At 57.1% G+C, this 24877-nt stretch carries 19 protein-coding genes and 1 pseudogene; 2 read left to right on the top strand and 18 right to left on the bottom strand.

What is annotated here, in order from left to right:
• Window position 1: 1 nt before the first annotated feature.
• The 6 genes and pseudogenes from B7E11_RS19580 to B7E11_RS19555 all read right to left on the bottom strand — a co-directional run.
• Window positions 2–139, bottom strand: a pseudogene (locus tag B7E11_RS19580) (phage tail protein); the annotation flags it as partial.
• A gap of 246 nt (window positions 140–385) precedes the next feature.
• On the bottom strand, window positions 386–2065 hold the full coding sequence (locus B7E11_RS19575; RefSeq protein ID WP_080837767.1) for a glycoside hydrolase family 13 protein: 1680 nt from the start codon (window positions 2063–2065) through the stop codon (window positions 386–388).
• Between the two features lie 43 nt (window positions 2066–2108).
• Window positions 2109–3620, bottom strand: coding sequence for a glycoside hydrolase family 32 protein (locus tag B7E11_RS19570; RefSeq protein WP_080837764.1), 1512 nt, complete (start codon window positions 3618–3620; stop codon window positions 2109–2111).
• 18 nt (window positions 3621–3638) lie between these two features.
• Window positions 3639–4466 (bottom strand): carbohydrate ABC transporter permease, encoded by an 828-nt coding sequence (locus B7E11_RS19565; protein WP_080837761.1) that lies wholly within the window; start codon window positions 4464–4466, stop codon window positions 3639–3641.
• The gene (locus B7E11_RS19560) at window positions 4466–5350 is read right to left on the bottom strand and encodes a carbohydrate ABC transporter permease (RefSeq protein WP_080837757.1); all 885 of its coding nucleotides are present in this window, start codon (window positions 5348–5350) and stop codon (window positions 4466–4468) included. Before B7E11_RS19560 ends, B7E11_RS19565 begins: the two co-directional genes overlap by 1 nt.
• A 69-nt stretch (window positions 5351–5419) precedes the next feature.
• A complete protein-coding gene (locus tag B7E11_RS19555) occupies window positions 5420–6724 on the bottom strand; it encodes an ABC transporter substrate-binding protein (RefSeq protein WP_080837754.1) in 1305 nt (434 codons plus the stop codon).
• A 273-nt stretch (window positions 6725–6997) separates the two neighbouring features.
• Between B7E11_RS19555 and B7E11_RS19550 the strand changes: the two genes are divergently transcribed.
• Window positions 6998–7981, top strand: coding sequence for a LacI family DNA-binding transcriptional regulator (locus tag B7E11_RS19550; protein ID WP_080837750.1), 984 nt, complete (start codon window positions 6998–7000; stop codon window positions 7979–7981).
• 334 nt (window positions 7982–8315) lie between these two features.
• Here the strand turns inward: B7E11_RS19550 and B7E11_RS19545 are convergent, their stop codons facing one another.
• From B7E11_RS19545 to B7E11_RS19525, 5 genes are read right to left on the bottom strand one after another with little or no spacing between them, the layout of a single operon-like run.
• Window positions 8316–10025: an ABC transporter permease gene (locus B7E11_RS19545; protein ID WP_080837748.1), complete on the bottom strand. Its 1710-nt coding sequence runs from the start codon at window positions 10023–10025 to the stop codon at window positions 8316–8318.
• Complete coding sequence (locus B7E11_RS19540) at window positions 10022–11053, bottom strand: ABC transporter ATP-binding protein (RefSeq protein WP_080837745.1); 1032 nt, start codon at window positions 11051–11053, stop codon at window positions 10022–10024. The genes B7E11_RS19545 and B7E11_RS19540 overlap by 4 nt, the downstream gene beginning before the upstream one ends.
• A 33-nt stretch (window positions 11054–11086) precedes the next feature.
• Entirely contained in the window at window positions 11087–12193 is a 1107-nt protein-coding gene (locus B7E11_RS19535) for an extracellular solute-binding protein (RefSeq protein WP_080837743.1), read from the bottom strand.
• A gap of 29 nt (window positions 12194–12222) precedes the next feature.
• Window positions 12223–13041, bottom strand: a complete 819-nt coding sequence (locus tag B7E11_RS19530; RefSeq protein WP_080837741.1) for an MBL fold metallo-hydrolase — start codon at window positions 13039–13041, stop codon at window positions 12223–12225.
• Window positions 13041–14207 carry a GntR family transcriptional regulator gene (locus B7E11_RS19525; RefSeq protein ID WP_080837738.1) on the bottom strand — a complete coding sequence of 389 codons (1167 nt, stop codon included), beginning with the start codon at window positions 14205–14207 and terminating at the stop codon, window positions 13041–13043. The genes B7E11_RS19530 and B7E11_RS19525 overlap by 1 nt, the downstream gene beginning before the upstream one ends.
• A 495-nt stretch (window positions 14208–14702) precedes the next feature.
• Here B7E11_RS19525 and B7E11_RS19520 point away from each other — a divergent pair, with 495 nt between their 5' ends.
• Window positions 14703–17084 carry a polyprenyl synthetase family protein gene (locus tag B7E11_RS19520; RefSeq protein WP_080837736.1) on the top strand — a complete coding sequence of 794 codons (2382 nt, stop codon included), beginning with the start codon at window positions 14703–14705 and terminating at the stop codon, window positions 17082–17084.
• A 79-nt stretch (window positions 17085–17163) separates the two neighbouring features.
• On the opposite strand, the gene B7E11_RS29695 is transcribed toward B7E11_RS19520, so the two are convergent.
• From B7E11_RS29695 to B7E11_RS19490, 7 genes are all read right to left on the bottom strand, one after another.
• Window positions 17164–17331 (bottom strand): hypothetical protein, encoded by a 168-nt coding sequence (locus tag B7E11_RS29695; protein WP_176220824.1) that lies wholly within the window; start codon window positions 17329–17331, stop codon window positions 17164–17166.
• Between the two features lie 172 nt (window positions 17332–17503).
• Window positions 17504–18571 carry an ABC transporter substrate-binding protein gene (locus tag B7E11_RS19515; RefSeq protein WP_080837733.1) on the bottom strand — a complete coding sequence of 356 codons (1068 nt, stop codon included), beginning with the start codon at window positions 18569–18571 and terminating at the stop codon, window positions 17504–17506.
• Window positions 18572–18683: 112 nt separating this feature from the next.
• Complete coding sequence (locus tag B7E11_RS19510) at window positions 18684–19520, bottom strand: helix-turn-helix transcriptional regulator (RefSeq protein WP_080837730.1); 837 nt, start codon at window positions 19518–19520, stop codon at window positions 18684–18686.
• Window positions 19521–19728: 208 nt separating this feature from the next.
• The gene (gene uidA / locus B7E11_RS19505; RefSeq protein ID WP_080837728.1) at window positions 19729–21528 is read right to left on the bottom strand and encodes a beta-glucuronidase; all 1800 of its coding nucleotides are present in this window, start codon (window positions 21526–21528) and stop codon (window positions 19729–19731) included.
• A gap of 11 nt (window positions 21529–21539) precedes the next feature.
• On the bottom strand, window positions 21540–22892 hold the full coding sequence (locus tag B7E11_RS19500; RefSeq protein WP_080837725.1) for an ABC transporter substrate-binding protein: 1353 nt from the start codon (window positions 22890–22892) through the stop codon (window positions 21540–21542).
• Between the two features lie 28 nt (window positions 22893–22920).
• Window positions 22921–23751: a carbohydrate ABC transporter permease gene (locus B7E11_RS19495; RefSeq protein ID WP_080837723.1), complete on the bottom strand. Its 831-nt coding sequence runs from the start codon at window positions 23749–23751 to the stop codon at window positions 22921–22923.
• Between the two features lie 13 nt (window positions 23752–23764).
• Entirely contained in the window at window positions 23765–24697 is a 933-nt protein-coding gene (locus B7E11_RS19490; RefSeq protein ID WP_080837720.1) for a carbohydrate ABC transporter permease, read from the bottom strand.
• Between the last annotated feature and the right edge of the window lie 180 nt (window positions 24698–24877).

Raw genomic sequence — 24877 nt, 5'->3', positions numbered from 1 at the left:
ATCCCCCTTTAGTGCCGATCACGGAATATAACGTGTCATTCCCGTTGATTGACAATGACTGGCCATTGCAAAACGCCCACCCTTGGGGAGCATAATTGCCTGAAAACATGCGGATTTCGCCAATATACTGATCGCTCATTCGATTTCCCCTTCCGATGGCCGCGCTAAAAGCGGACGTTTCGCCAAGTCACATTCAATATACCTACTTCCGCTTAACAAACTCTTAAAAACTAAAGCTCAAGTTCTGCGCCTTTAGTCATATGGCGGGGCAAGACGGAGCAAATCCACTCAACTGAACGCAGCTTTAGGCTTACGGCACGCGGAAAAAGAGCTGCGCCCCTGTCATGAACATCATGACGGGGCGCAGCCCGGCCTAGCGTAATTTTTATATCGTTTCGTCCCCGTTCCCCGTCTCCCGGAAAATCGAGGCTTCGTACGGAGCCAGGAAGCCGTGCGTTCTCGACTTGACATTGCTCAGCGCAAGCCGCCCGTTCTCGGGCATCCGCGCCGGCACCGGCTCTCTGGTGAAGTTGCACAGGACGGTCCACTTCTCGCCGCCGAGGCTGCGAACGTAGCCGCCGATTTGCTCGGAATCCGCGTACAATTCGCAGAAATCGCCGTACACGAGCGCCCGGTTCTCCCTGCGCAAGCGGATCAACCGCTTGTAAAACCACAGTACCGAATCCTCCTCGCGCTCCTGGCGCTCCGCGTTGATTTCCGGATAGTTGGGGTTGATCCTGAGCCACGGCTTGCCGGCCGTAAACCCGGCATTTTTTCCCCCGCTCCATTGCATCGGGGTTCGGCCGTGATCCCGGCTCCGTTTCGCGAGATAAGCCAGCATCTCCTCTTCGGAACGGCCCGACTCAAGCCCTTCCCGATACAAGCGCAGGCTCATAATATCGTCGTAGTCGCCGATGCCGTCCATCGGGCAATTCGTCATGCCCAGCTCCTGCCCCTGATAAATAAACGGCGTCCCCCGCATCAAAAAATAATACGCCGCGAGCATTTGCGCCGATTCGGTCCGATACTCCCCGTCGTCGCCGAATTTGCTGACGGAGCGAACGTGATCGTGGTTTTCCAGATACAGCGCCATCCAGCCGTACTTTTCCGTTTCCCGCTGCCAGCCGGCCAAAGCCCGCTTGAAGTCGGTCAGCCGCCAGGGATGATAAACCGCCTTCGGCCCCGGCTTCATGTCGAGGTCGACGTGATCGAACTGAAACAGCATCGAAAACACGCCGTCCCGTTCGTCCAAATAATCCGGCACCTGCGAGAGCGGCACGCCCGGCGCTTCGGCCACGGTTACCGCATTTCGGGGCTCCAGCACCTCCCGCTTCATCTCCCGCAAAAAATCGAGAATGCCGGGCTGGTTGAGGCTCCCCCCGTTCAGCGAGGCCAGCTCCCGTCCTTCTTCCGCGGGAAGCTGCGGAAATCGCTGGTTTTTTTTGATAAACGTGATCGCATCCACCCGGAATCCGGCGACGCCGCGGTCCATCCACCATTCCATCATCCGGTATACCGCCTGGCGCACCTCGGGGTTTTCCCAGTTCAAATCGGGCTGCTTTCGCGAAAAAGCGTGGAAATAGTACTCGCCGGTCGCCTCGTCATACTCCCATGCCGAGCCGCCGAAGTTGGACTCCCAGTTCGTCGGCGCCTTGCCGTCCGCCCCGGGAGGTTTCCAAATGTACCAGTCCCGTTTCGGATTGTCTCTGGAGCTGCGCGATTCGACGAACCAGGCATGCTCATCCGAGGTATGGTTGGCCACAAGATCCATGACGATGCGGATGCCGCGAGCGGCCGCCTGTCCCAGCAGTTCGTCCATATCCTCCAAGGTGCCGAATTCGTCCAGAATGCGATGATAATCCCGAATATCGTAGCCGTTGTCGTCGTTCGGAGAATCGTACACGGGACAAATCCAGATGACGTCGATGCCGAGATCGCGAAGATAGTCCAGCCTCGAAATGACGCCTTGCAGATCGCCGATGCCGTCCCCGTTCGAATCTTGGAAGCTTCGCGGATATATTTGATAGACAATGCTCTCTTTCCACCAGGCCGGTCCGGTTTCCATCCGTTCTTTTCCTCCCGTTTCGCCTTCGTTATCCGACGTTCGTTCAGGCGGTTTCTTCGCCCGCCCGGTTCAAGCTCCGGGCCAGTTCCCATTTCCGGAGGGAAACGATTCGCAGCGGTCCGTCCCCCACGAAGCGGACGCCCGTCGCTCCCGCGCCCGGATAGATTCGCGCGGTCATCGCGATTTCCCCGTCCTGGGCGAACACCTCGACCGAAGAACGGTCGACGAACACTCTCAGGCGGAGCAAACCGTCCGCCCCGACCATCACCGGAGCGCGCCGGACGCCGCCCGGTCCTTGGCCGGAGCGCTCGCGGTCCAGCAGCAGCTTCCCGCTTTCGCGATCGTAGAGAACGACCGTCTCTTCTCCGGCCGCCGGGTCGACGCGAAGCTTGACTCCCGCGCTTTTCGTCTGCCCGACGTCCAGCAGCAGTTCCAGCTCGAAGCAGTCGCCCGAAATGCCGGGCAGCTCGGTTTCGCCCTCGACCGTCACCCTCTCGCGGACAGTAGGAGAAGAACGCAGGGCGGACAGCTCGGGAACAGGAACCGTAAGCAGCCGCCCGCGCTCGTAACGAAGCTCGCGGGGAAGCGTCATGGCCCCCGCCCATTGCCTCCGCTGTTCCGGCATCTCGCTTTCCCACATCGCCATCCAGGCGATCATGATTCGGCGGCCCTTCCCGTCGAGAAGCGTCTGCGGCGCGTAAAAATCGAACCCGTAGTCGAGCATCGCAAACTCGCCGTGCTCGAACTTTCCGGTTTCGTAGTCGAGACGCCCTTCCAGATAGCCGGCCTGATGCAGGTTCAAATATTTATCCCCGTCCGGCTTCATCCCCTGCGGCGAAAGAACGAGCACGTCCCTTCCGTCCAGAGAGAACAGGTCGGGGCATTCCCACATGTAGCCGTTTCCCTCCCGGCCTCCCGCCATCACGCTTATGAAACGCCAGCTTTTCAAATCCTCCGAGCGGTAGAGCAGCGCTTGCCCCTTGTGGTCCTTCGTGCGGGAACCGAGCACGGCGTAGTACGCGCCGCCATGCCGCCATACCTTCGGGTCCCGGAAATGAAACGGGTGAATGTCGCCCTCCGGCGCCTCCGAGATGACGGGATTTTCCTTCCATTTTTCGAAACGAACGCCGTCCTCGCTGACCGCCAGGCACTGCACCTGCTTCAAATCCGCATCCCGGTCGTCCCCGGTCCAAACATTGCCCGTATAGAGAAGATGGAGCTTGCCGTCCTTCTCGATCGCGCTTCCCGAAAAACAGCCGTCGCGGTCGTAATCGTCCCCGGGCGCGAGCGCGATCGGAAGGCGGCGCCAATGGACGAGATCGGCGCTGGCGACGTGCCCCCAGTGCATATTGTCCCAAATCGGAGAGTAAGGATGATGCTGATAAAACAAATGATATTCCCCGCGGTAAAAACAGAAGCCGTTGGGGTCGTTCATCCAAAAGGCGGGCGGCGCCACGTGGTATCGGGGGCGCCACGGATCCGACGCCGCCCGGTCTCGAACGGTCCGCAGCGACCGTTCGGCCGCCGCTATCCGTTCCTGATGCTGATCGGTCATTTTGCCACACCTCTTGCCTTATTTTACTGCTCCGTCCATGACGCCTTTGATGATGTGCCGCTGCATGGCCAGATAAAAAAGAATGATCGGGATGATCGACAGAACGAGAGCGGCCATCGCTTCGCTGTAGTTGGACGTATATTTGCCGAAGAAATAGAACGTGGACAACGGCAGGGTCCGGTTCGCGTCGGAAAGCAGGACGAGCGAAGGCAGCAGGAAGTCGTTCCAGATCCACAGCACGTCCAAAATCGCGAGCGTCGTCGTTATCGGCGCCAGGATCGGGAAGACGACGCGCACGAACACCTGGATGCGGGTAGCCCCGTCGACGAACGCCGCCAGTTCGAGATCCTTCGGAATCCCTTTGATGAATCCGTGATACATGAACGTGGCCAGCGGAATGCCGAACCCGGCATAGTAAAAGCAAAGCATCCATTTGCTGTTCAGCAGGCCCAGCTCCCCGTAAATCGTGACGAACGGGATCATTAGCGACTGGAACGGAACGATCATGGACGCAACCAGCGCCATGAGCACGCCAGAGCTGAATTTCGATTTCCACCGGACGAGATAATAGGCGAGCATCGCCGCCGTCAAAATGATCAGCGCGACCGACACGACGGTCACGAGCAGTGAATTGCCGAGAGCGTGGAAGAAGTCCATCTTCCGGATCGCGCTGGCGTAATTGTCGAAGTTGAACTCGGCCGGCAGCGAGAGCGGATCGCTTACGACTTTGAGCCGGGTTTTGAACGAGTTGATCAGGATAAGCGCAAACGGAAAAATAAACAGGACGAAAAGCGCCAGGACAAGCAAAAAGGTCGTCAGGCTCCGGATCGTTTTCAGGAGGCGCATCACGATTCGACCTCCAATCGTTTCATCGCGCCCACCTGAAGCAGCGCAATGGCGGCGACGATGACGAAAAGGACGATCGCTTTCGCCTGCCCGACGCCGAAATGCTGAAATTTAAAGGCTTCGTTATAAACATGCATGGCGATCATTTCCGTGGAACGGTACGGACCGCCGCTCGTCAGCGAAAGGTTCGTGTCGTAAACCATGAAGCTGCGCTGCAGCGTCAAAAACAGGCTGATCGTAAACGCCGAAGCCATGAGCGGGATTTTGACCCGGAGCAGCTGGCCCCACCAGGAGGCGCCGTCCAGCGAAGCGGCTTCGAGCAGCGACTTGTCGACGCCCTGGATGCCCGCGATGTATATCAGCATCATGTAGCCGGCATTTTGCCAGACTCCAACGATGATCAGCGCCCAGAGCGCTTTTTGCGGGTCGCCGAGCCAGGAGCTGGACAGCAGGCCGATATCGAGCTCCTTCCCGAAATAAACCATGACGCGGGAGAAGACGAACTGCCAAACGAAACCGAGAATGATGCCTCCGATCAGATTGGGCGTAAAAAATCCGAGCCGGAAAAAGTTTTGTCCCTTCATTCCGCTGGTCACGAGCAGCGCCAGAAGGAACGCGAGCACGTTCGTCAGAACGAGGCTGAAGAACACGTATTTGAGCGTAAGAAGCATTGAATCCCAAAACAGCGGATCGTTAAACGCCGCGGCATAATTAGCAAAGCCGCTGAAGTCCGCCGTGATCGTCCCGCCCGCCGAATCGGTGAACGTCATGTATACGCCGACGAAAAACGGAACGGCCATGACGAGCGCGAATATGAGAAGCGGGATAAAGCCAAAGGTCAGAAAGGATTTGATTTTGTTCGAAAGCGTATCTTCGGTGTACACGGAAGCGAAAACCTCCTACCGGAAGGGGAAGAGGACAAACGCATGGCTTGTCCCGTTCCGGCCGTCCGTTTATTGAACGCTGGCCCAGTAAACGGCCAATTCCTTGGCCAAAGCGGTCCGATCGATGGTGCCGGCCAAATATTTCTGCATGATCGCTCCCATCTTCGGCCAGCCGTCGGCCGGATAGAAGTTGTTCATCCATTCCAGCGTTTGATCGTTATCCATATAAGCGATGACGGATTGCGAAATCATGTCCTCGGGCATGACCGAAAAATTGTCGTATACCGGCACGTAGTTGAACTTGTTGACGTAAGCGTCCTGCCCTTCCGGATCGCTGACAAGCCAGTTCAGGAAGTCCTTGGCGGCCTGCTGCTGCTCCGGAGTCGACGTCGACGCGTCGACTGCCCAGTATTGCGGCACGCCTACGGAAATTTGGGAATTGCCGTAATCGTCCGCATTGTTGCTGATCGGAAGCGGCAGGAACCCGTATTCCGCGCCGGGGTTGGCTTCCTTCAACTGCGGATACGCCCAGTTGCCCATGAACCACAAGCCGACTTCTCCGCCCGCCAACGCCAGCGTGCCATCGTCGTATACCGGCGCAAGCGGCGCATCCTTCGTCGAATTGTATTCCTTCATCAGGTCGATCGTGTCGACCCAGCCGTTAAACACGGCGTTGGATGCGAGATCCGTTTGGCCCGATTTGAGGCTGTCCATAAACGCGTGGCGCTCTTCGGACTGAGGGGATTGCGTCGTGAACAGGATATTCGTCAAATGGGCCCCCAGGGACCAGTCCATCGGGGAGACGTGCAGCGCTTCGACGCCCGAAGCTTTGACCTGATCGAACAACGATTTCAGATCGTCCCGGGTTTTGACGGAGGCCGGGTCGAAGTCGCCGCCGACCGCCTTGTCCAGTACTGCCTTATTGTAGATAAACCCGAACGCCTCGACTGTCGCCGGCATGCCCAGCACCTTCGAATCGTCGGTCACGAAATCGAGCGTTCCCGATTGCGCGTGGCTTACCCAGGGCTGATCCGACAGATCGGCCAGCTTCGATTTCATCTCGGGAAATTCCTGGCCCAGCATCATGACGGTCGGCGCATTGCCGGAAGCGTACAGCGTCGTCAGCCGTTCGTATGCCGTTTGGGTGCCGAGCGGAATAATATTGATATCGACGTTCTTCTCTTCGGCGTATTGACCGACGACTTCTTCGAACTGCTCGGCGATTTCAGGCTTGCCGATCAGGATGGAAAAGCCGGCCCCGCCTCCTCCGGAAGAAGCGCTTTCTTCGCTGCCATTACCGTTGCCGCCGCAAGCCGTAAGTATGGTGCCGAGCACAAGCGTCAAGGCGGCAAGCAGCAGAACCTTTTTCTTCATTTCCAATCCTTCCCCTCACAAAAAGTCTTGATGTTGTAAATGCTTTCAGACTGTATTTTAAAGTCGGACACTTGATATGTCAATCGTTTTCATATAATTATTCATTTTTAATCCAAAAACATGATTAATCCTCGCAAAAAACGCTTAATTTCAGCGTGTTTTCGGTAATTTAAATGTATGTTAAGGTTTTCATATATTGTATTCCCAAAGCCCCTCCCGTTCATGATATAATTAAGAAAATCAAAGGCCGCATGCAAAGGAAGGAAACTGAAGATGTCCAATATCAAGGAAGTAGCGAAAGCAGCCGGAGTCTCGGTGACGACCGTCTCCCGAGTCATTAACAACCGGGGCTACATCAACAAGGACACCAGGCAAAAGGTTGAAGCGGCGATGGCTTCGCTCGACTATCATCCGAACCAGATCGCCCGCGCCCTGCAAAGAAGCCAATCCGATTTGATCGGCATCATCGTGCCCGATTCGAATCACCCCTTCTTCGCGGAACTCATTCATTACGTGGAAACCTATGCCAACGATCTCCAATACAAGATCCTGATCTGCAATTCGCTCGGAAATTCGGAGAAGGAAGCCCGCTACATCAGCATGCTGAGGCAAAACCGGGTGGACGGCATCATCATGTGCGGCCACTCCCTGAATCTGGAGCAGTACAAGAAAGTGAATCTGCCGATCATTTCGTTCGACCGGATTATCTCCTCCAACATTCCGTATGTCGGAGCCGACAATTTTCTCGGAGGAGAGCTTGCGACCGAACACCTGATTTCCCGCGGCTGCCGGAAGCTGCTTCATATTTCCGGCCCGCTCAAGATCGATCTGCTGCCGAACCGTCGCACCGACGCGTTCCGGCTCGTCTGCATGAAGCACGACATTCCGCACCGGGTGATCGAAGGAGAACCGTACAAGCTGACCTTCGAATATTATTGGGACTTCGTCGAACGCGAGGTATCCAAACATTTGCCCGAGTACGACGGCGTATTTTGCAGCAACGACATTTTGGCCTATGCGCTTTACATTTATGCGGTTCAGCACGGCATTCGCGTGCCCGAACAGCTCAAAATCGTCGGCTACGACTACCACAGCTTCACGAGAATGCTTCAAACTCCGAAGCTGACGACGATCCGGCAGCCGATCGAACGAATCGGGAAGGCGCTATGCTCCAACCTGATTCAGCTGATCGAGGGGAACACCGAGTTGAGCAACACGGTCGTGGACGTCGAACTCGTGAAAGGGGAAACGACCTGACCTGGGACGGCCTTCGCCGGAATCAGCTCCGCAGTCCGTTATCCGTTCTGTACACAGCCCAAAAAGAGCCCCCGCCGCCGGCAGGAGCTCTTTTTTGGGCGTTGCGGCCTGGAAACGGCCGCCATCGCCTCTCTCCGATCGCGTCAGTCCCACTCCAGTTCGACCAGAACCGGACCTTCCCCGCCGCGCGTCGTTATGGCCATCACCGAATAAAATGCCGCTTGTTCTTCCGCCGCGGCCGGCACTCCGTCTACGTAGACCGCGGTCGGCTTGGCGTCCGCGCGAAATTCCGTCCTGTCGAACCGAACCGGACGCTCGGCCCGATTCGGCCTATCTACAAAGCCCTCTTCCTCCCGTACACGAAATAAAGCGTGATCGCGGACATGATCATCAGGATGACGGTATAGACCAGCGTCAGCGCCCTCGTGTCGGCCAGCGCCTGCGCGTCCGTGCTGTTTTTGATCACGATGCCGAGCGGCTGGTAAAGCGGATGATACAAAAAGACGGTCAGGTCGTAATCGGCCAAAATGCCGTTGAAGTTCAGCGCCAGCACGGCGAGCGTCGACGGCAGGATGATCGGCAGAAGCACCCGGCGGAACGTGTAGAAGGGCTTCGCTCCCAAATTGCGCGCCGCATCCTCCAGATTGCCGTCAAGGCTGAAAAACGACGCCTTCACCATCCGCAGCGTGAACGGGATGTGCACGATCACGTAACCGAAGAACAGCATCCATGCCGTTCCCACCAGCACCGCGTTCCCGATGACGAGCCGCGGCACATTGAACGTGACGATCAGCCCGATGGCGATCAGCGTGGCCGGCAGCATCCATGGGATGAGCAGCGCGTATTCCAGCGCCGTCGCCCACTTGTTTTTGTATTTGTGCAAAATCCGCGAGGCGGCCAACGCCAGAGCCACGACGGCAACCGACGCCGCCGCGGCGTACGCGACGCTCACCAGGTACGGCTTGAACGCGCTCATGCTCGAAAAGACGAGCGCATAGTTGTCCAGCGTGAAGCTGCCTGCCCCGAGCGTGCCCGTGGCGATGCTGCGCGCGTCGGTGAACGAGAAGACGACGATCAGCACGACCGGAATGACGTAGATGAGGAACAGCACGTAAGCCAGCGCGTGTACGGCGACGTTGCCGATCTTGCTGTCGATCTTCTGCTTGACGAGCTCCGACTTCACTTTCGATACCGACATGAAGTTGCCCTTGCGCTCGAGCCGGATCATGATCGTCAGCAAAATCAGCGTGGCAAGGCCGAGGACGAGCGCCAGCAGCGCCGCCAGATCCCGCGAAGTCATGCTTTTGGAAAAGGTCAAAATCATCGGCGTAATCGTCTGGAACTCGGCGCCGCCCAGAATAAGCGGAGCCGACGTCGCGGAGAGCCCCGTCAGGAACACGAGAATCGTCAGCGCGAACAGGGTCGGCTTGAGCACCGGCAGAACGACCTTGCGTAAAATGGTAAAGGAAGAGGCGCCCATGTTCCTCGCCGCTTCGACCGTCTGAAAATCGATTTTGCGGATCGCATTGCCCAGAAACAGCACATGGTTCGACGTGCAGGCGAACGTCATGACGAACAGCACCGCCCAGTAGCCGTGAAACCACGCCGGATCGAAGGACGGAAACAGGCTCGCCAGCACCCTGGTGATGAAACCGTTTTCACCATAAACGAACTTGTACCCGGAGACGAGCACGACGCCGCCGTAGATCAGCGTGGTAAAATAGCCGAGGCGAAGCCATTTCGCGCCCTTGACGTCGAAATATTCGGTGATGAGCACCAGCGCGATGCCGACGACGTTGACGGTAACGACCAGCGACACGGCCAGCAAAAAGCTGTTGGACAAGCTCGTCATCGCCCGCTTGGACGACAGCAGCTTTTCCACCGGCTCGAGCGAAAAAGAACCGCCCTTAAAGAAAATTTCGTAATAAACGTTCAGGTTCGGGTATATCAGGAAGGCGATGACGAACCATGCGATCAGACCGTACAGGATCAGTGCGGTCGGATGAATCGACTTCAGCCTCTTGCTCCAAGTTTGCGCGCTCAAAGCCCTGCCTCCCGTCCCCCGTATTGCAAAATGTCGCCGGCCCGGATGTACACGTCGACTTCGTCGCCGATCGTCCGCTGCTCGAGCCCGCTCTCCTTCTCGATCGTCTTCAGCAGGCCGCCGCCGGCCATCCGCAGGACGTACTTGCTGTACAGCCCGTAAAATTCGCGCTCGGCGATCGTTCCTTTAAGCTGCGCGGCGTCCGGCCCGGACAGCGGCAGCAGGCTCACCTTCTCGTTGCGGATGTAGGCCGCGCGGTCCGGGGCGATCGCTTCCCGCAGGCGTTCGCTGCTTTGGATCAGCTCCGGCTCGATGCGGTTGATATCGCCGACGAAATTGCACACGAATTCGGTCTGCGACCGGTTGTACACCTCTTGCGGAGTGCCGACCTGCTCGAGGTTGCCGCCGTTGAACACGGCGATGCGGTCGGACAGCGTCAGCGCCTCCTCCTGATCGTGCGTCACGTAAATCGTCGTAATGCCGAACTGCTTTTGCAGATGCTTCAGCTCGTTTCGAAGCTGTACCCGCAGCTTGGCATCCAGGTTCGACAGCGGTTCGTCTAGCGCCAGGATCGCCGGCTTCAGCACGAGCGCCCGCGCGATCGCGACGCGCTGCTGCTGGCCGCCGGACAGTTCGGACACTTTCTTGAACAGCTGGTCGTCCTTCAAATCCACCTTGCGGGCGATTTCGCGCACGTCCCGGTCCGTCTCGGCCTTGGTCGCTTTTCTGACGCGCATGCCGAAGGCGATATTTTCATACACGTTCATGGTCGGAAACAGCGCGTAGCTCTGGAACACCATGCCGATGCCCCGCTTCTCGATCGGGACGTCGGTGATATTCCGGCCTCCCAGCAGAATGCTCCCGCCCGAAGGCGCGATGAATCCGACGAGGCTGCGGAGAATCGTCGTCTTGCCGCAGCCGGAAGGACCGAGGAAGGTGAAAAACTCGCCTTCCTCGATCGTCAGATTCAAATTTTTCACCGCATGGAACGATCCGAAATGAATTTGCACATCGCGAAATGTAATCATCGTTACCTCGTCTTGTTTCGTATTTCGCTGCGGTTACGGCATGATTTGAAGTTCGATCTTCTCGACCCACAAGTCGATGTTTTCCGCGATAAACGCCCAGTCGAACGGCTGCGCCTTCAGATCCGCGAACAGTTCCTTGACGGAATCGTTCGCTTGTTCGGCCGCCTTCGTATTCGCGGGCATCGCGTTGAACTCCGCGGCGAACTCGCCCTGCACTTCGGCGCTGCCCATCCACTCGACGAACCGTTCCGCCGTTTCCTGCTTCTTCGTGCCCTTCACGATCGCCGCATGCTCCACGATCATCGGAACGCCGATTTCCGGGCTCACGATGCCGGCTTTCACGTTATATTGCTCTTCCTTCGCGGCCAGCGTGCCGGAGACGAGCGCTCCGAGCGGCGTCTTCCCGCTCGCCAGGTTCGCGTAAAAATCTTCTCCTTCGACGGCCCGAACGCCGTTGTCGTACAGCTGTTTGATTTCGTTCCAGCCTTCCTCGGAAATGCCGAGATCGCCGTTCGGATCCTGGTACCGGGTCAGAATGCCCGCCACGACGAGCCGCGGCGTATTTTGGCCGAGCAGGGTCGGGGCTTCGTATTTCCCTTTGAACGCGTCGTTCTTGTACAAGTCCGTCCAATCCTTCGGCGCCGTCTCCGGCGTGAACGCGTCGGGATTGTAGCCGAGCAGGATCGCCTGCTTCACGAGCCCGTGATAGTAGCCCTCCGGATCGTTCAGGCCTTCCTCGACTTCCGCAGCCCATTGCGGCACGTACGGAGTCAGCACGTCTTCCTTTTTCAAGTTCTCGTACAGCATGTTGTTCAAGCCGTAGACGACGTCCGCCGTCGGATTGTTCTTCTCCGCGATGAGCCGGTTCGTCAAATCGGCGCCGCCCGCTCCGACGAGTTCGATGTCGAATCCTGCGCTCTTCGCCTTCTCGATCAGCCATTCGCCCCGGCCGTCGGAATTCGCGTTCGTGTAGACGACCAGGCTTTCGTTGGCCGCCGGCGCGGAAGCCGACGCCGATGCGGCAGGGGAGCCCGAAGCGGGCGAAGTCGACGCGTTTCCTCCGTTGCCGTTGCCGCCGCCGCAGGCTGCGACCGTCAGGCTGAGCGTTGCAAACAGTGCCGCCGTGATCCATTTTTTCATGGGGTTACCGCTCCTTTTGTTCATTGAAATTATAGGTGCATGACGAGACCGTCATAAGCCGTAACGATGCCGTACGGGCTGAAAATGGCGTCGAACTCTTCGTGGAGAAGCTTGGAATTGTGGCTGAAATGGGTGACGGCGATTCGCCCTTCGGGCTTCAGAACGCCCAGCCGGCGAAACTCGCTCTGCGCCTCCAGCACCGTCTCCACGCACATGTGGTTGCGGTCCCGGGAGTTGCCGGTATAGCCGTGCGTGCAGTCGAGAATCGCGCCGTCGAGCTCCCGCTCCCGCAGCCATTCCCAGGTCGCCTCCGGAAACCATCCCGAATCGTGCCCGTACAGCAGCTTTTTGCCGCCCTTCTCGAGGACGTACAGCAGGCACGTCTCCATCCGGTCGTGGTCCGCCAGCAGCGGCGTCACCTTCGCGTCGCCGGCATCGAACGTCTCGAACGGGCGCAGCAGATGGAACGCGAACCGTCCCCCTTCGAAGCGGCCGATCGCAGCTCGCGTATTGTGCATGACGGCATCGTTCCCGTAAATGTGCAGCGGATGCTCCAGGCCGTGGGCGATGCCTTCCCGACGGCACTCCAGATCGTACGCGTTAAAGTGGTCGGAATGCGTATGGGTGACGAGCAGATGTTCGATCGCTCCGAAATCGATGCCGTCGCGAAGCGCCTGCATGTACGAATCGGGCGAATAATCGAACTTGATCGTATCGTCGACGATGGCCGAGCTGCGCGTGCGAATGTTCCGCCCGCCGAGCTTGCGAGCCTTGTCGCAAAACTCGCAGCGGCAGAACGCGTTCGGAAACCCTTCCGCCGCCGCCGTGCCGAGAAAATGAATTTTCATCAAAAATTCCCTCTGTCCGTCACTGATTTTCTCTCGATAATTTCCGTTTGAATCTTGACCGTCAGTTGCTTCTCCTTGGACCGGTTTACGCGCTTCATCAACAGTTCGACGGCCGAACGGGCGAGCCGTTCCGTATCCTGCCGGACCGTCGTCAGCGGAACCGGCGTCAGCGCCGACAGCTTGATGTCGGAAAAGCCGACGATCGACAGCTTGTCCGGCACCGGAACGTTCAGGTGCAGCGCCGTGAACAAGGAGGAAATCGCAATGTGGTCGTCCCCGCACATGACCGCCGTCATCTGCGGATTGCCGCCGATGAACTCCGCCTGCTCCGGGTCGCTTTCGCTCGCGCGGCTCGGATCGCAGGGCGTGCTCCGGAAGTGGATGTACTCGTTCTTGACCGGAATGCCGTGATCGAGCAGCGCCTGGATGTAGCCTTGGTACCGTTCCTCCCGGCTCGTGATGTTCTCGATCGCGTTGGACGTATAGCCGATCTCCCGGTGCCCTTTGGCGATCAAATACTGCGCCATCTGGTACGAGCCCTGAAAATGATCGTGGTACACGCAATCGATCTGCACCTCGCGGAAAATGCGGTCGATGATCACGATCGGAATTTGCTCCAGCTTCAGCCGCAGCACCTGGTCGCTGCACGTTTTGCGGCCCTGGGGGAACAGAATCAGGCCGTCGACGCCTCCGTCGACCAGCTTTTGCAGGCAGCGATCCTCGTCGTCCTTGTCCTTGCTGATTTTCAGGATCAGATCGCCGTCATGCTTGCGCACCTCGCCTTCGACGGCCGCGATGATGCGGGACGTGTAATCCGACATGTGGGGCAGGATGAGCGCGATCTGCCGGCCCTTCGCCCACCCGGGCGGGATCGGCGGCCGTCTCTCCGAAACCCTGCCGGCGGCAGGCTCCCCTTGGCCTTCCCGTTTGCCGGCCAGAAACGTTCCCCTTCTCGGCAGGCGATACACCAGGCCTTGCTCGGCCAGCCGCTCCAGCGCCAGCTTGCTCGTCATCCGGCTGACGCCGAACAGCTTCGCGAGCTCCCCTTCCGAAGGAACGGGATCGTGCGGCTGAAGCTTGCGCTCCGCGATAATGGCCATCACCTTGTCGGCGACTTGCAAATACAGCTGCTGCTTCGGTTTCGGAGACGAAGATTCTGGCTTCATGTCATGACATTCCTCGTTCTGTCTTTAGACTTCCGGGCCGGCGCTTGATCTGCGTTGTTTATCTCGAGCTCGATTAATTCGAACTTACTATATGTCACTGACACATTCAATGATATGTCCGTTAAGGGGGTGTTAAAAATGATTAACTCTATGTAAAATCGAGGTTTTTCCGGGATATGACATGCAAAAAGGCATATCAGTAACATGCTTGCGGCGACATTTCACCCGACTGGAAAAGCTTTTATTCGCCAAGCCGGATACCCGGTTCTTGAACGGCCGATCCGTTCGCCAAGCCGGAACCTTATCCGAAACGCTCCGTACAAGTAAGTAAACGTTCGAACGATTCCGGACCAAAGTTTCGTTTGGAAACTGGGCGCAAGTCCGGAGTCATTGCATAAAATTTCTGTTAATGTTACTTTGGTCGCATATATCTTGCAAAGCGGTAAAATAGAATGTATCCGCGCGAAATCTTGAAACCGAGGTATCCTTCAGCCTATGACGATAAACTTGACGGAACGGACAGACATCTGGTACTGCAAAGCGGAGCGGGAAGCCGCACGGTATTTTAAAGAGCTTCAGTCGCAGGTAGCGGACAAAGCGTTCGCGCCGGCCCTGACGAAAGATATCCAAGCGTGGAAAAGGAACCATGTCCGCCGCGATTCGTTCGTCTCTTTTTTCGCCGGCAAAAAGAACGGCCCCGATCCTGCCGATTATCGCAAATATATCGGATGGCTGGACCGGGCGGGCAAATTGGACGATTATTTGGATCGCAGCATCTCCTACATTTATTTGCGCGATTTGGGCAAGGACCTAGCCTCGCCCGAGACGCAAGCCCGAATCGGGCGCGTCGCGGCCGACGTCAAGGCACGGCTGCTTCGGCCCGCGGGAGCCAACCGGAAAGACGGGTCGGAGTTTTTCAGCCTGGCGGCGCTGTACCGATGGGCCCAAAAAGAAGGGATCGAGCAGGCGATCATTTGGGTCGTCGGCAAGCTGAAGAGCGTGGCCGACCATATTCCCGAGGAGATGAACGCGGAGGAAACCCGGAGGAAACTGGCCAAAATCATTCTCGGCGTCGTGCTGCACGTCCTTGACGGGCTGGAAGGCGCAGCGGAACCCGCGGAACGCTCCCGCAGATTGGACGAAGCCGTCCGGTTGGGTTATTTTTACGGCCTGACTTATCCTTTTATCGACGATCTTCTGGATTCCAACGTATTGGACGCCCGGCAGAAGGAGCAGTATTCCCGGATGATCCGCGCCACGCTTGTCCGGGGGACGGTTCCGAAGCTCGGAGACTGGACCGAAAGCCGCGCCGAACTGATCCGTTACATCCACGGCGAGCTTCGCGACGCCTACGAATATATTCGCAATTATCAACGCGCGGACACCCGGGATACGTTTCTGGAGCAATCCTACGTGTTTTTCGAAGCCCAGGAAGCGGACCGGGCAAAAAAGCTTTCGAATCCGTCGTATACGAACGAAGAGCTGTATTTGCCGATCATCATCAAATCCGCATCCTCCCGCTTGATCGTCCGTTCCGTCATCGGCGCTCCGAAGGACGAAGGCTTCGAATCCCGGACGTTCCATTACGGCTTGTACAACCAGCTTGCCGACGATTTCGCGGACATGTTCGAAGACATGCAAAACGGAGCGGTGACCCCTTATACGTATTACCTTAAATACCATCGCGAGCGGCCGGATTTGATCAATCCGTTCGAGCTGTACTGGGCGGTCATTTCCCATTTGATCCGTCACGTGTACAAGTCGGACGCCAAAACCCGCGAAGTCTTGCTGGATCGCGCCGTCAACGGGCTCAAACGCTACAAAAAACGCGCCGGCCCCGAGAAATATAACGAATTGATGGGAATTCTTTTAGGCGAAAACCCGGAATTCAACCGGCTTATCCAGCACGTCGTCGGCAAAGCGGAGGACGTGGACTTCTTCGACAAGCTCGTTCGGGATCAGTGGCTAACCGTCATGAAAAACGAGCGGAAGGAGAAGGAAATCTTTTTCGATCAACTCGAAAAAGCCCGCCAGCGCATCAACGATCTGCTGCGCATTTCCAGGCCCGAGCTGCCGTCCGTGCAGCAGCTGCTTTTCGATACGGCCAATTACAGTCTCGAAGGAAGCGGCAAACGCATTCGCCCGATTCTGGCCTGGGTCATGGGCGTAAACGAATACGGCTTGCAGGCCTCAGCGCTGGCGCCGATATTCCGATCGCTCGAATTCATGCATACGGCGTCCCTCATTTTTGACGACCTGCCGTCGCAGGACAATTCCTCCACGCGCAGGGGACGGCCGACGCTTCACCGGGTGCACGACAGCGCGGTTGCGGAATTGACCGGGCTTTTTCTGATCCAGAAGGCCATGGAAGAGCTGGCTTCGCTGCAGGGCTTCGACAACGGCGCCGTGCTCGCGCTGATTCGGTACTCGTCGCAAAAAGCGAGCGAGATCTGCACGGGGCAGGCGATGGATCTTCAGTCGAAAGGCAAAGCGCTGACGTTGGAGCAGCTGAACCGGATCTGCTTTTACAAAACGGGGCTCGCCTTCGAGGTTTCCCTCGTAAGCCCCGCTATTCTCGCCCAGGCAAGCGAGGCCGAAATCGCGATCCTCAAGAAAATCGCCTATCACGCGGGCATCGCCTTTCAAATCAAAGACGACCTGCTGGACGGAGAAGGCAATGCGCGCCTGCTCGGCAAACCCGTCGGCAAGGACGAGGAAAACAACACCTCGACGTTCGTCACGGTTCTCGGCGCGGAAGGCGCGAGCAAAGCGATGTGGGAACACTACTGCCTGGCCATGGAGGCGCTGGGCGAGCTGCCGCGGAATATCGGTTTTCTGAGGTATTTGCTGGATTACATGATTCATCGGGACCGCTGATCGCGCCGAGGGGAAGCGGCGATGGATCGCCCTCCTGCGGCAAAGCAAAGCCTCGCGGCGAAGCTTGGTTGGATTTTCTCTAATCAAAACCGGCTTTTTCGCGAAACTTTTCGGCTTCGTTGGATTTTGTCCAATCTGGCGAAGCCTTTTCGGCGTTTTCATCCAAATTCCAAGTTTCTCGTTGGATAAAGTCCACTCTAGACAACGATTTCCCCGTTTTCCGTTCCCTTGATTGGACAAAATCCAACATAGACCTCCTTCTGCTTGAATGGTCACCCGCCTCTTCGCCGGCCCCTAAGCTCCACGCACAGCTCGGGACGTCCTCGCGGCGCCGGATCAGTCCCGTTCCGCGACCCAAAACATCCCGATATGAAAAAAGCCTCGCGGTTATCCGAAGATAGCCCTCGAGGCTTTATTCGTTATCGTTCCTTCGGTTCCAGCGCCTTAAGCACCTCGCCCACGCCGTACGAATTGCCGATCGGGCCGTAGCCGAGGGCGAGCTCTCCGTTGATCGCGTAGACATGGTTGTTCTCGACGGCCTTCAGTCGGCTCCATACTTCGCTGTCCTCCCATTGATCGGTCAGAGCGGGCACGGATTTGTCGCCGTAGTTGAAGTAGCCGAGGAACAAATGATCCGGGTCGAGGGCGGCAAGGCCCTCGAGCGATAGCTCCGCGCCCTCCGCGATATCGGCGGATTCGGGCGGCGCGAGCCCCAAACCTTCGTAGTAAGGCGTCAAGTAGTTCATCCCTTGAAGGTAGACCTGCTTCTCCCTCGCTTGGACGAAGGCGACCGTTCCCTCGAGACCGGCCAGCTTCTCTTTGGCCGACTGGAGTTTTGCGTTGTAATCGGAAATATAGCTCTCCGCTACGTCCTCCTGGCCGAGAATCTCCCCGAACTTCGTCACGACCGACGGCCAATCGCCCCATACGTCCGTCGCTTGTTCGTCCAAGATGACGGTCGGCGCGATCTTCTCGAGTTCGGCGACGATATCCTGGTTGATCGCGTTGCCGCCTATAATCAAGTCGGGCCCGTAGGCGAGCAGGGCTTCAAGGTTCACCTTCGTATTTTCCCCTACGATCTCCAGCTCCTGCACCTTGTCGACGTAAGGCTTGTAGCTGTCCGTATGGATGACGGAGGTTTTCTCGCTGAACGGCAGCGCCAGCCCGACGGATTCCAGATTGAACAACAGAAGGGAATCCCCGTAGCCCCAGTGGACGACGGCAACCCGCTGCGGCTGCTCCTCGATCGCGATGTCGCCGTTGGCCGCGGAGATCGTTCTCGGGAACGCGGCGGTCACCGAAGAAGCGGCGCCTTCCCCTGTTCCTTCCGCAGGCGGCGATGCGGATGAAGCAGGCGTTCCGTTCGGCGCCGGGCTGCCCGAGGGCGAAGAATCGGCGTTCGAATTCGCGTTTCCGCATGCGGCGACAAGCAGCATGACGCAGAAGAGGGCCAGCATCGCGGCCCATGAATTGGATCGGTTCGGCATGTCAAGCATCCTTTCTCTACCCCAACTTATTGTTGATAATGTTTCTCATTATCACTCCCATTGATAACATTACCACCATGTCCGCCCTATGGAAATGGAGATTTTCCCGAACTTAAGATGGACTATTTCGCCTTCGTTGCAAGCCGACTTTGCCCGGTGGCAAGCCTTTATGCTTCTTGAAGAGACGGCTGAAGTAATAGGCGTCGGCATAGCCCACGCTCCGGGCGACGGCGGAAACGGGGAACCGGCCCGTGACAAGAAGCTCGTTGGCCCGGTTCATCCGGTACCGGATCAAATAGTCGATCGGGCCCATGCCGGTATATTTCTGAAACAGATAGGAAAAATACTTGGCCTTCATATGGTAGCGTCCGGCGAGCATGTCCAGCGTCAGCGGCTCCATGTAGTGCGTTCGAATGAAGCCGATCGCGTCGTCGATCATCTCGTAGCTTTCCTTGTTCCGGACGAGCCGTTCCGACAGCAGCAAAGTGTTCAGCAGCCGGTAAAACAACGCCTTCTTCTCCAAAAGGCTCATGCTCCCCGGAGAAGACGAAGCCGCGAGCAGCTGCTCGAGCAGCCGAACGAGTTCCGGATCCGAGCCGACGCGGAGCATCGTCACGTCCGTCAGCCTCCGCAAGTCCCCGGATGCCCCGGCTGCGGGCAAGTAATGCACGAGGCCGTATTCGAAGCCCTCGCCCCCGACCTCGATTTCAAGCCGCATGTCCAGGCCGCCAAGAAGCACGGTTCCCGGCTCCAGACGGTAGCGTTCCTTCCCGTTGAAAATGAAGTCGGCCTCTCCCCGCAGCCCCATCACGACCCCGCACATCGTTGTCGGGCGATGGACATGGCCGGCGTAAACCGTGCCTGCCGTCAGTTCCGTGCGATAAACGCCGAACACGTCGAGCGGCACTCTCGCGAATTCCGTCGCCAATTCTTCGTAAGGCAGCGCCATGTCCCCGCCTCCAATTCGTTGATGTTTCCCCCATTCTACCTTACCGAAACGAACCTCGGCAATCTGCCCGTTCCCGGAAACGACTCGCTTCCCGATAGAATCGGCGATCGCAAAAAGGGCCGTCCCCAAGTCCGAAGACTTTGAGACAGCCCTGTCATGTCGGCGCCTTGCGATTCCTCGCGTCTCGAAAATTAACGCTTGGCCGCTTTTACGATTTATAACCGAAATCGGGAATGGAATGCCATCTCTTTCTCAGCTCGTGCGCCGCGGCTTTCGGTTTGCGGTCGCGGGTGAAGACCCCTTTCTTGTTGCCCTGAACCCGAATGATATTTTGGCTCGTATTGAAGTCGGCAAAGTTCCAGACGTGCTCCCCGACGAAATTGGCGCATTCGTCGAACGCTTCATGGTTCGCTTGCAAAAACGCGACCTGGAATTCCTCGGTGAACATGACGGGATCGACATCGTGGAACCCGGCGATCGTATCCGCGCCATACTCCGTCATGAGGATCGGCTTATCCGGACAGCGCTTGGTCCAACCCTCGAATTCCCGGCGCAGCTTGGCTTTGGCCAGCTCCCACTCCCCGCCTTCCACATACCAGCCGTAATAGCGGTTCAAGCACAGAACATCCGCCAAGTCCGATACTTTGCAATGCTCGGGACTTCCCTCCTGCAAGGTCACCACGGTGACGGGGCGCTTTTGCGGGTCGCATTCCTTCGCAAGCCGGAAGAGCGGCTCGAAGTACTCGTACGCCCCGTCCTCCGCCGTCGCGGGTTCGTTGGCGATCGACCACATGACGACGCATGCATGGTTTTTATCCCTCGCGATCAACTCGCGAATCGCCTGCCGGTGGGCCTCATGGGTTTTGATTTCCTCCCACGTGTTCCGCTTCGGGCCGTTCGAGTGAATCGCGATAAAGTTCAAATGCAGGCCGACGGCCGCCACCTCGTCGATGACGACAAGCCCTTCCCGGTCGGCCAACCGCATAAGCTCCTCCGAATACGGATAGTGGGACGTGCGGAACGAGTTGGCGCCGATCCATTTCATCAACCGAAAATCCGTCACGTTGGCCGGTTCGTTAAATCCTCTGCCGTGAATCGGGGAGTCCTCATGCTTGCCGAAGCCTTTGAAATAAAACGGTTTTCCGTTGATGAGGAACTTGCCTTCCTTCACTTCCACGGTCCGGATTCCGAAGGGCAGCTCGTACTCGTCGACCGGCTCGCCGCTTTGCAGCAGCTCGATTTTCAGCCTGTACAAGTACGCGTTCAGCGGTTCCCAGAGCTTCGCATCCGCGACCATCAGGCTACCGCCGGCCCCCTCGCCTTCCGCGACAACCGCCCCGTCCTCATCCAGAATGCTGACACGTGTCTCCGCCTCGCCGCTGAGATCCACCCTATAGCTTACCGCGGCGAAACCGTCAGCCCGCACGTCGGATACGATTTCAACGTCCCGAACGTAGGTCCAGGGCGTCGTATAGATTTTCACCGGCCGGTGAAGTCCCGCATAATTGAAGAAGTCGAAATTCGGACGATTGCGAACAATTCTGCCTAGCCCCTCAACCTCTTGCTCCGTATAGTTGCCGACGGGCAACGTCGATTCGTCCAGCACGTTATAAACGGCAACGGTAAGCCGATTTTTTCCCGCGGTCAGCAGCCCGTTGATTTCCGCCTCGAACGGCGTAAACCCGCCGACATGCCGGGCGGCAAGCGTACCGTTGACGTAAACCTTCGCTTCATGCGTGGCCGAGCCGAACCGGAGAACGATCCGCTCCGAGGAAAGCGCGTTCGGCACGACAAATTCCCGTTCGTACCAAACCCAGCCGACATGATGGCGAATCTCGGCGGTTACGCCTGCATCATTGTATGAAGAAGGAACCGCCATTGGGATGGTGTCGGAGAGCGGCCGTTCAAACCATTTATCGGCGAATCCGTTGCCGGAATCGAGCTTGAAATTCCAAATTCCGTTTAAATCGATGACAGACCGGGAAGCGGTCACAATCGGGTAGAGCATCGGGGTCCCTCCTATTTGGAATCGATGATTTTCTGAATGCGTTCCTGGGCATTTTTAACGGTGGTCTCCAGGTCCTGACCCGACAGCATCATCGCGTCGAATTCCTCCACGAACGCTTTTTCCAGCTCCGCATGGAAAGGCACCGCGACCGCCGCCGTCGTTTGCTTCGTATTTTCAAGGACGTAAAGCAGCGATTCCTTGTCGATCATTTCCGGGGTCTTCGTGCCGGCAATGATGGTGTCGACGATTTCGTTCAAATCCGCTTTTTTCCAGGATGGAAAGTACTTCCCTTGCAGCGCGATTCCTTCCGTCGTATACCACCGGATAAACGCATAGGCTTCCTCCTTGTGCTTCGATTTGCTGTAGATCCCCAACACATCGCCGCTCGCATTGCCCGAAATCGGATCTTCCTTGTTCGCCTTCGGAAGGGGAGCGAACACCGTTTTGAACGTTGCCGGCACCTGCTCCGTCCCCCCGGCCTCCGGAACGAGGAACGAGCCCATCGAAAGCATGCTGGCGTCCTGATTGAAATACTGCGGGCGGTAGTTCAATTTCTGGCTGACGACTTCCGCATACGGCGTTGCGGAGCCTTCCTTCTCCCCTTGCAGCCGAAGCTCCAGCGACTTGCGAACGTACGGCGTATCCGCGTTCGCTTTCGTTCCGTCGTCCGTCGTCAGATTCGCACCGACGGCTTGATTCATATTCTGAATAAAGTACGCTACCGTGGCCCAACTATGGAAATAGGTGCCGTATCTCGTTTTGCCGCCTTCGGTTTTCGTCATCGCCTTGGCATATTGCATGAACTCGTCCCACGTCCAATCCTTCGGAAGCTCGAGCCCCGCCTCCCGGAGATGGTTTTCATTGATGAGCACCAGGGGCATAACGGATTTGCCCGGCAGCCCGTACGTTTTTCCCGCGATCCTTGTGTCCAGCGTATACTCGTCTTCGAGAACGACTCCCTCTTGTTCCAGGTAACCGTCCAGCGGTTCCAGCATGCCGAGCTCCATGCGCTGGTTAAGGAAATTCATATTGCTGAACATGACCACATCCAGCGCTTCCCCGGAGGCGGCGGCGAGATCGAGCTTTTTGTAATATTCGTTGGAATTGTTGTCTTCCGCGGAAACGAACTCCACTTTGATATCCGGGTATTTCTTTTCGAATTCCGCGATGACGACATCCCAGTTGTCGGTTTTCTTCGGATACCAGGTATGAAGCTTGATGGTTGCGATTGCGGCACCCTCCGCCGCGCCGCCGTTCGAGCCGGCCCCCTGGCTGTTTTCCCCCGAACCCGAAGAACATCCCGAACCGATGAGCGCAAGGATTGCGGACGCGACGAGCAAGCGGCTCCACTTTTTTTTCAACATGCGACTACCCCCTGTTTTTGAAAAATAGTTATCCTTTGACACTTCCCGAGGCCACGCCTTCGATGACTTGTTTTTGGCCTGCGACGAAGATGATCAACAACGGTAAAATAGCGGATACGGCTCCCGCCATCATGAGCGAATAAAATTCGCCGTTAAAATCGGCAAATTTGCGGATGCCGAGCTGCAGCGTGAACAACGAATCGGTGCGGAGGAAAATGAGCGGATTCTGATAGTCGTTCCAGGTCCAGATGAACCGGAGAATCATGTAGGTCGCAAGCGCGGGCTTGACCAACGGCAGTCCGATCCGGAAAAAAATCGTCCAGTGATTCGCTCCGTCGATTCTGGCGGACTCGATGATTTCGTTATGGACCCCCATGAAAAACTGCCGCAGCAAAAACGTGCCCAGCACCCCCGAAGCGCCCAGCAGCACGAGGCCAAGGTGGTTATCGAACAGTCCGATCCAGCGAAACATAATAAATTGCGGCACGAGAATCGCCTGATGCGGAATCATGTACGTGGCGAGCACCAGCATAAAGACCGCGTCTCGTCCTTTGAAATGGACCTTTGAAAATCCGTAGGCCGCCATGGCGGAAATGATCAGAGACAACGCGGTCGTCAGCAAGGTCACTTTGATGCTGTTCAAATAATAAAGCCCGAACGGGATGCTGCCCAGCCACACTTGGCTGTAGTTTTCGACGATCTTCCAGGTGCTCGGGATCCATTGAATCGGGTACGTCATCACCTCGAGCTCCGGCTTGAACGACGCCGACAGCATCCAGAGGAACGGCAGGATAAAGAAGATGCCCGCGATGCCCATAAGCGCCGTGATGACGACCCGATTCAGGCGAATGGAATTCATGTGTCAAGACCTCCTAGTAATTGACCCACTTCTTCTGACCGACCCATTGGATCAAGGTCACGAACAAGATCAGAATCAAGAGAACGATGCCCATGGCGGACGCATAGCCGGATTCCAGATTCACGAATGCCGCCTCATACAGGTAGAAGACGATGACGGAGGTCGAACCGGCCGGCCCGCCGTTCGTCAACACCATGATCAGGTCGAAAACCTTGAACGATCCCACAACCCCCGTAATGAGCAGGAAAAAGGTCGTCGGCGAAAGCATGGGCAGCGTAATGTTGAAAAATTGGCGAACCGGCGAAGCGCCGTCCACGTCGGCCGCTTCGTACAGATCCTTGGGAATGCTTTGCAGCCCGGCGAGATAGATAATCATGTTAAAGCCGAGCGAGGTCCAAACCATGATGACCATGACGGCCAGCAGCGCGTAATTCGGATCCGCCAGCCACATCGGCGGATTCTCGATGCCGATCGACCGCAGGAAACCGTTAATCGGGCCGCTGTTCGGGTGGAACAGCACTCTCCACAGCAACGCGATCGCCACGATGCTCGAAATAAACGGCATAAAATAGATGACTTTAAAAACGTTTTTGAAATACGTTCCCTTGTTGATCAAAGCGGCCAACGCCATCGCTATGAACATCGACGCCGGAACGACCGCGATCAGCACGAGGTTGTTTCGCAAGGAGCGATGAAACGCCTCGTCCCGAAACAGATCGATGTAGTTGTCCAATCCGACGAACTTCAGTCCGCCGATGCCCGCGATGAAATTCCAGTCCGTGAAACTGATCGCGCCCGATAGCAGAATCGGAACGACGACCAGCGTCATCGTCAGAACCAGCATCGGCAAAATAAACAAATAACCGGTAACGGTTTCGTAAAGCCTTCGTTTTCGAATCCGTCGGGCAAGATCATTGCCGAATCCCCGTTCAACATTTCCTTCCATTGCCTGCCGCACCCTCGTCACCTCGTTGTCGTTCTCTGTTCCTCTCTCATTATAGGTCCGGCGAATCCGGCAAGCATGAAACGAATTTTTCTAAACGAAAAAGATTTTTGCGATATTTTTTTCCGCATAGCAAAAAATGTTGAATGATTCCTTCCGCGGAATGCTTTAGTATTGCTTTAT

The organism is Cohnella massiliensis (genome assembly GCF_900169535.1).
Classification (GTDB): domain Bacteria; phylum Bacillota; class Bacilli; order Paenibacillales; family Paenibacillaceae; genus Cohnella; species Cohnella algarum.
The sequence above is the reverse complement of the archived record's forward strand: the minus strand, read 5'-3'. Positions and strand labels throughout refer to the sequence as shown.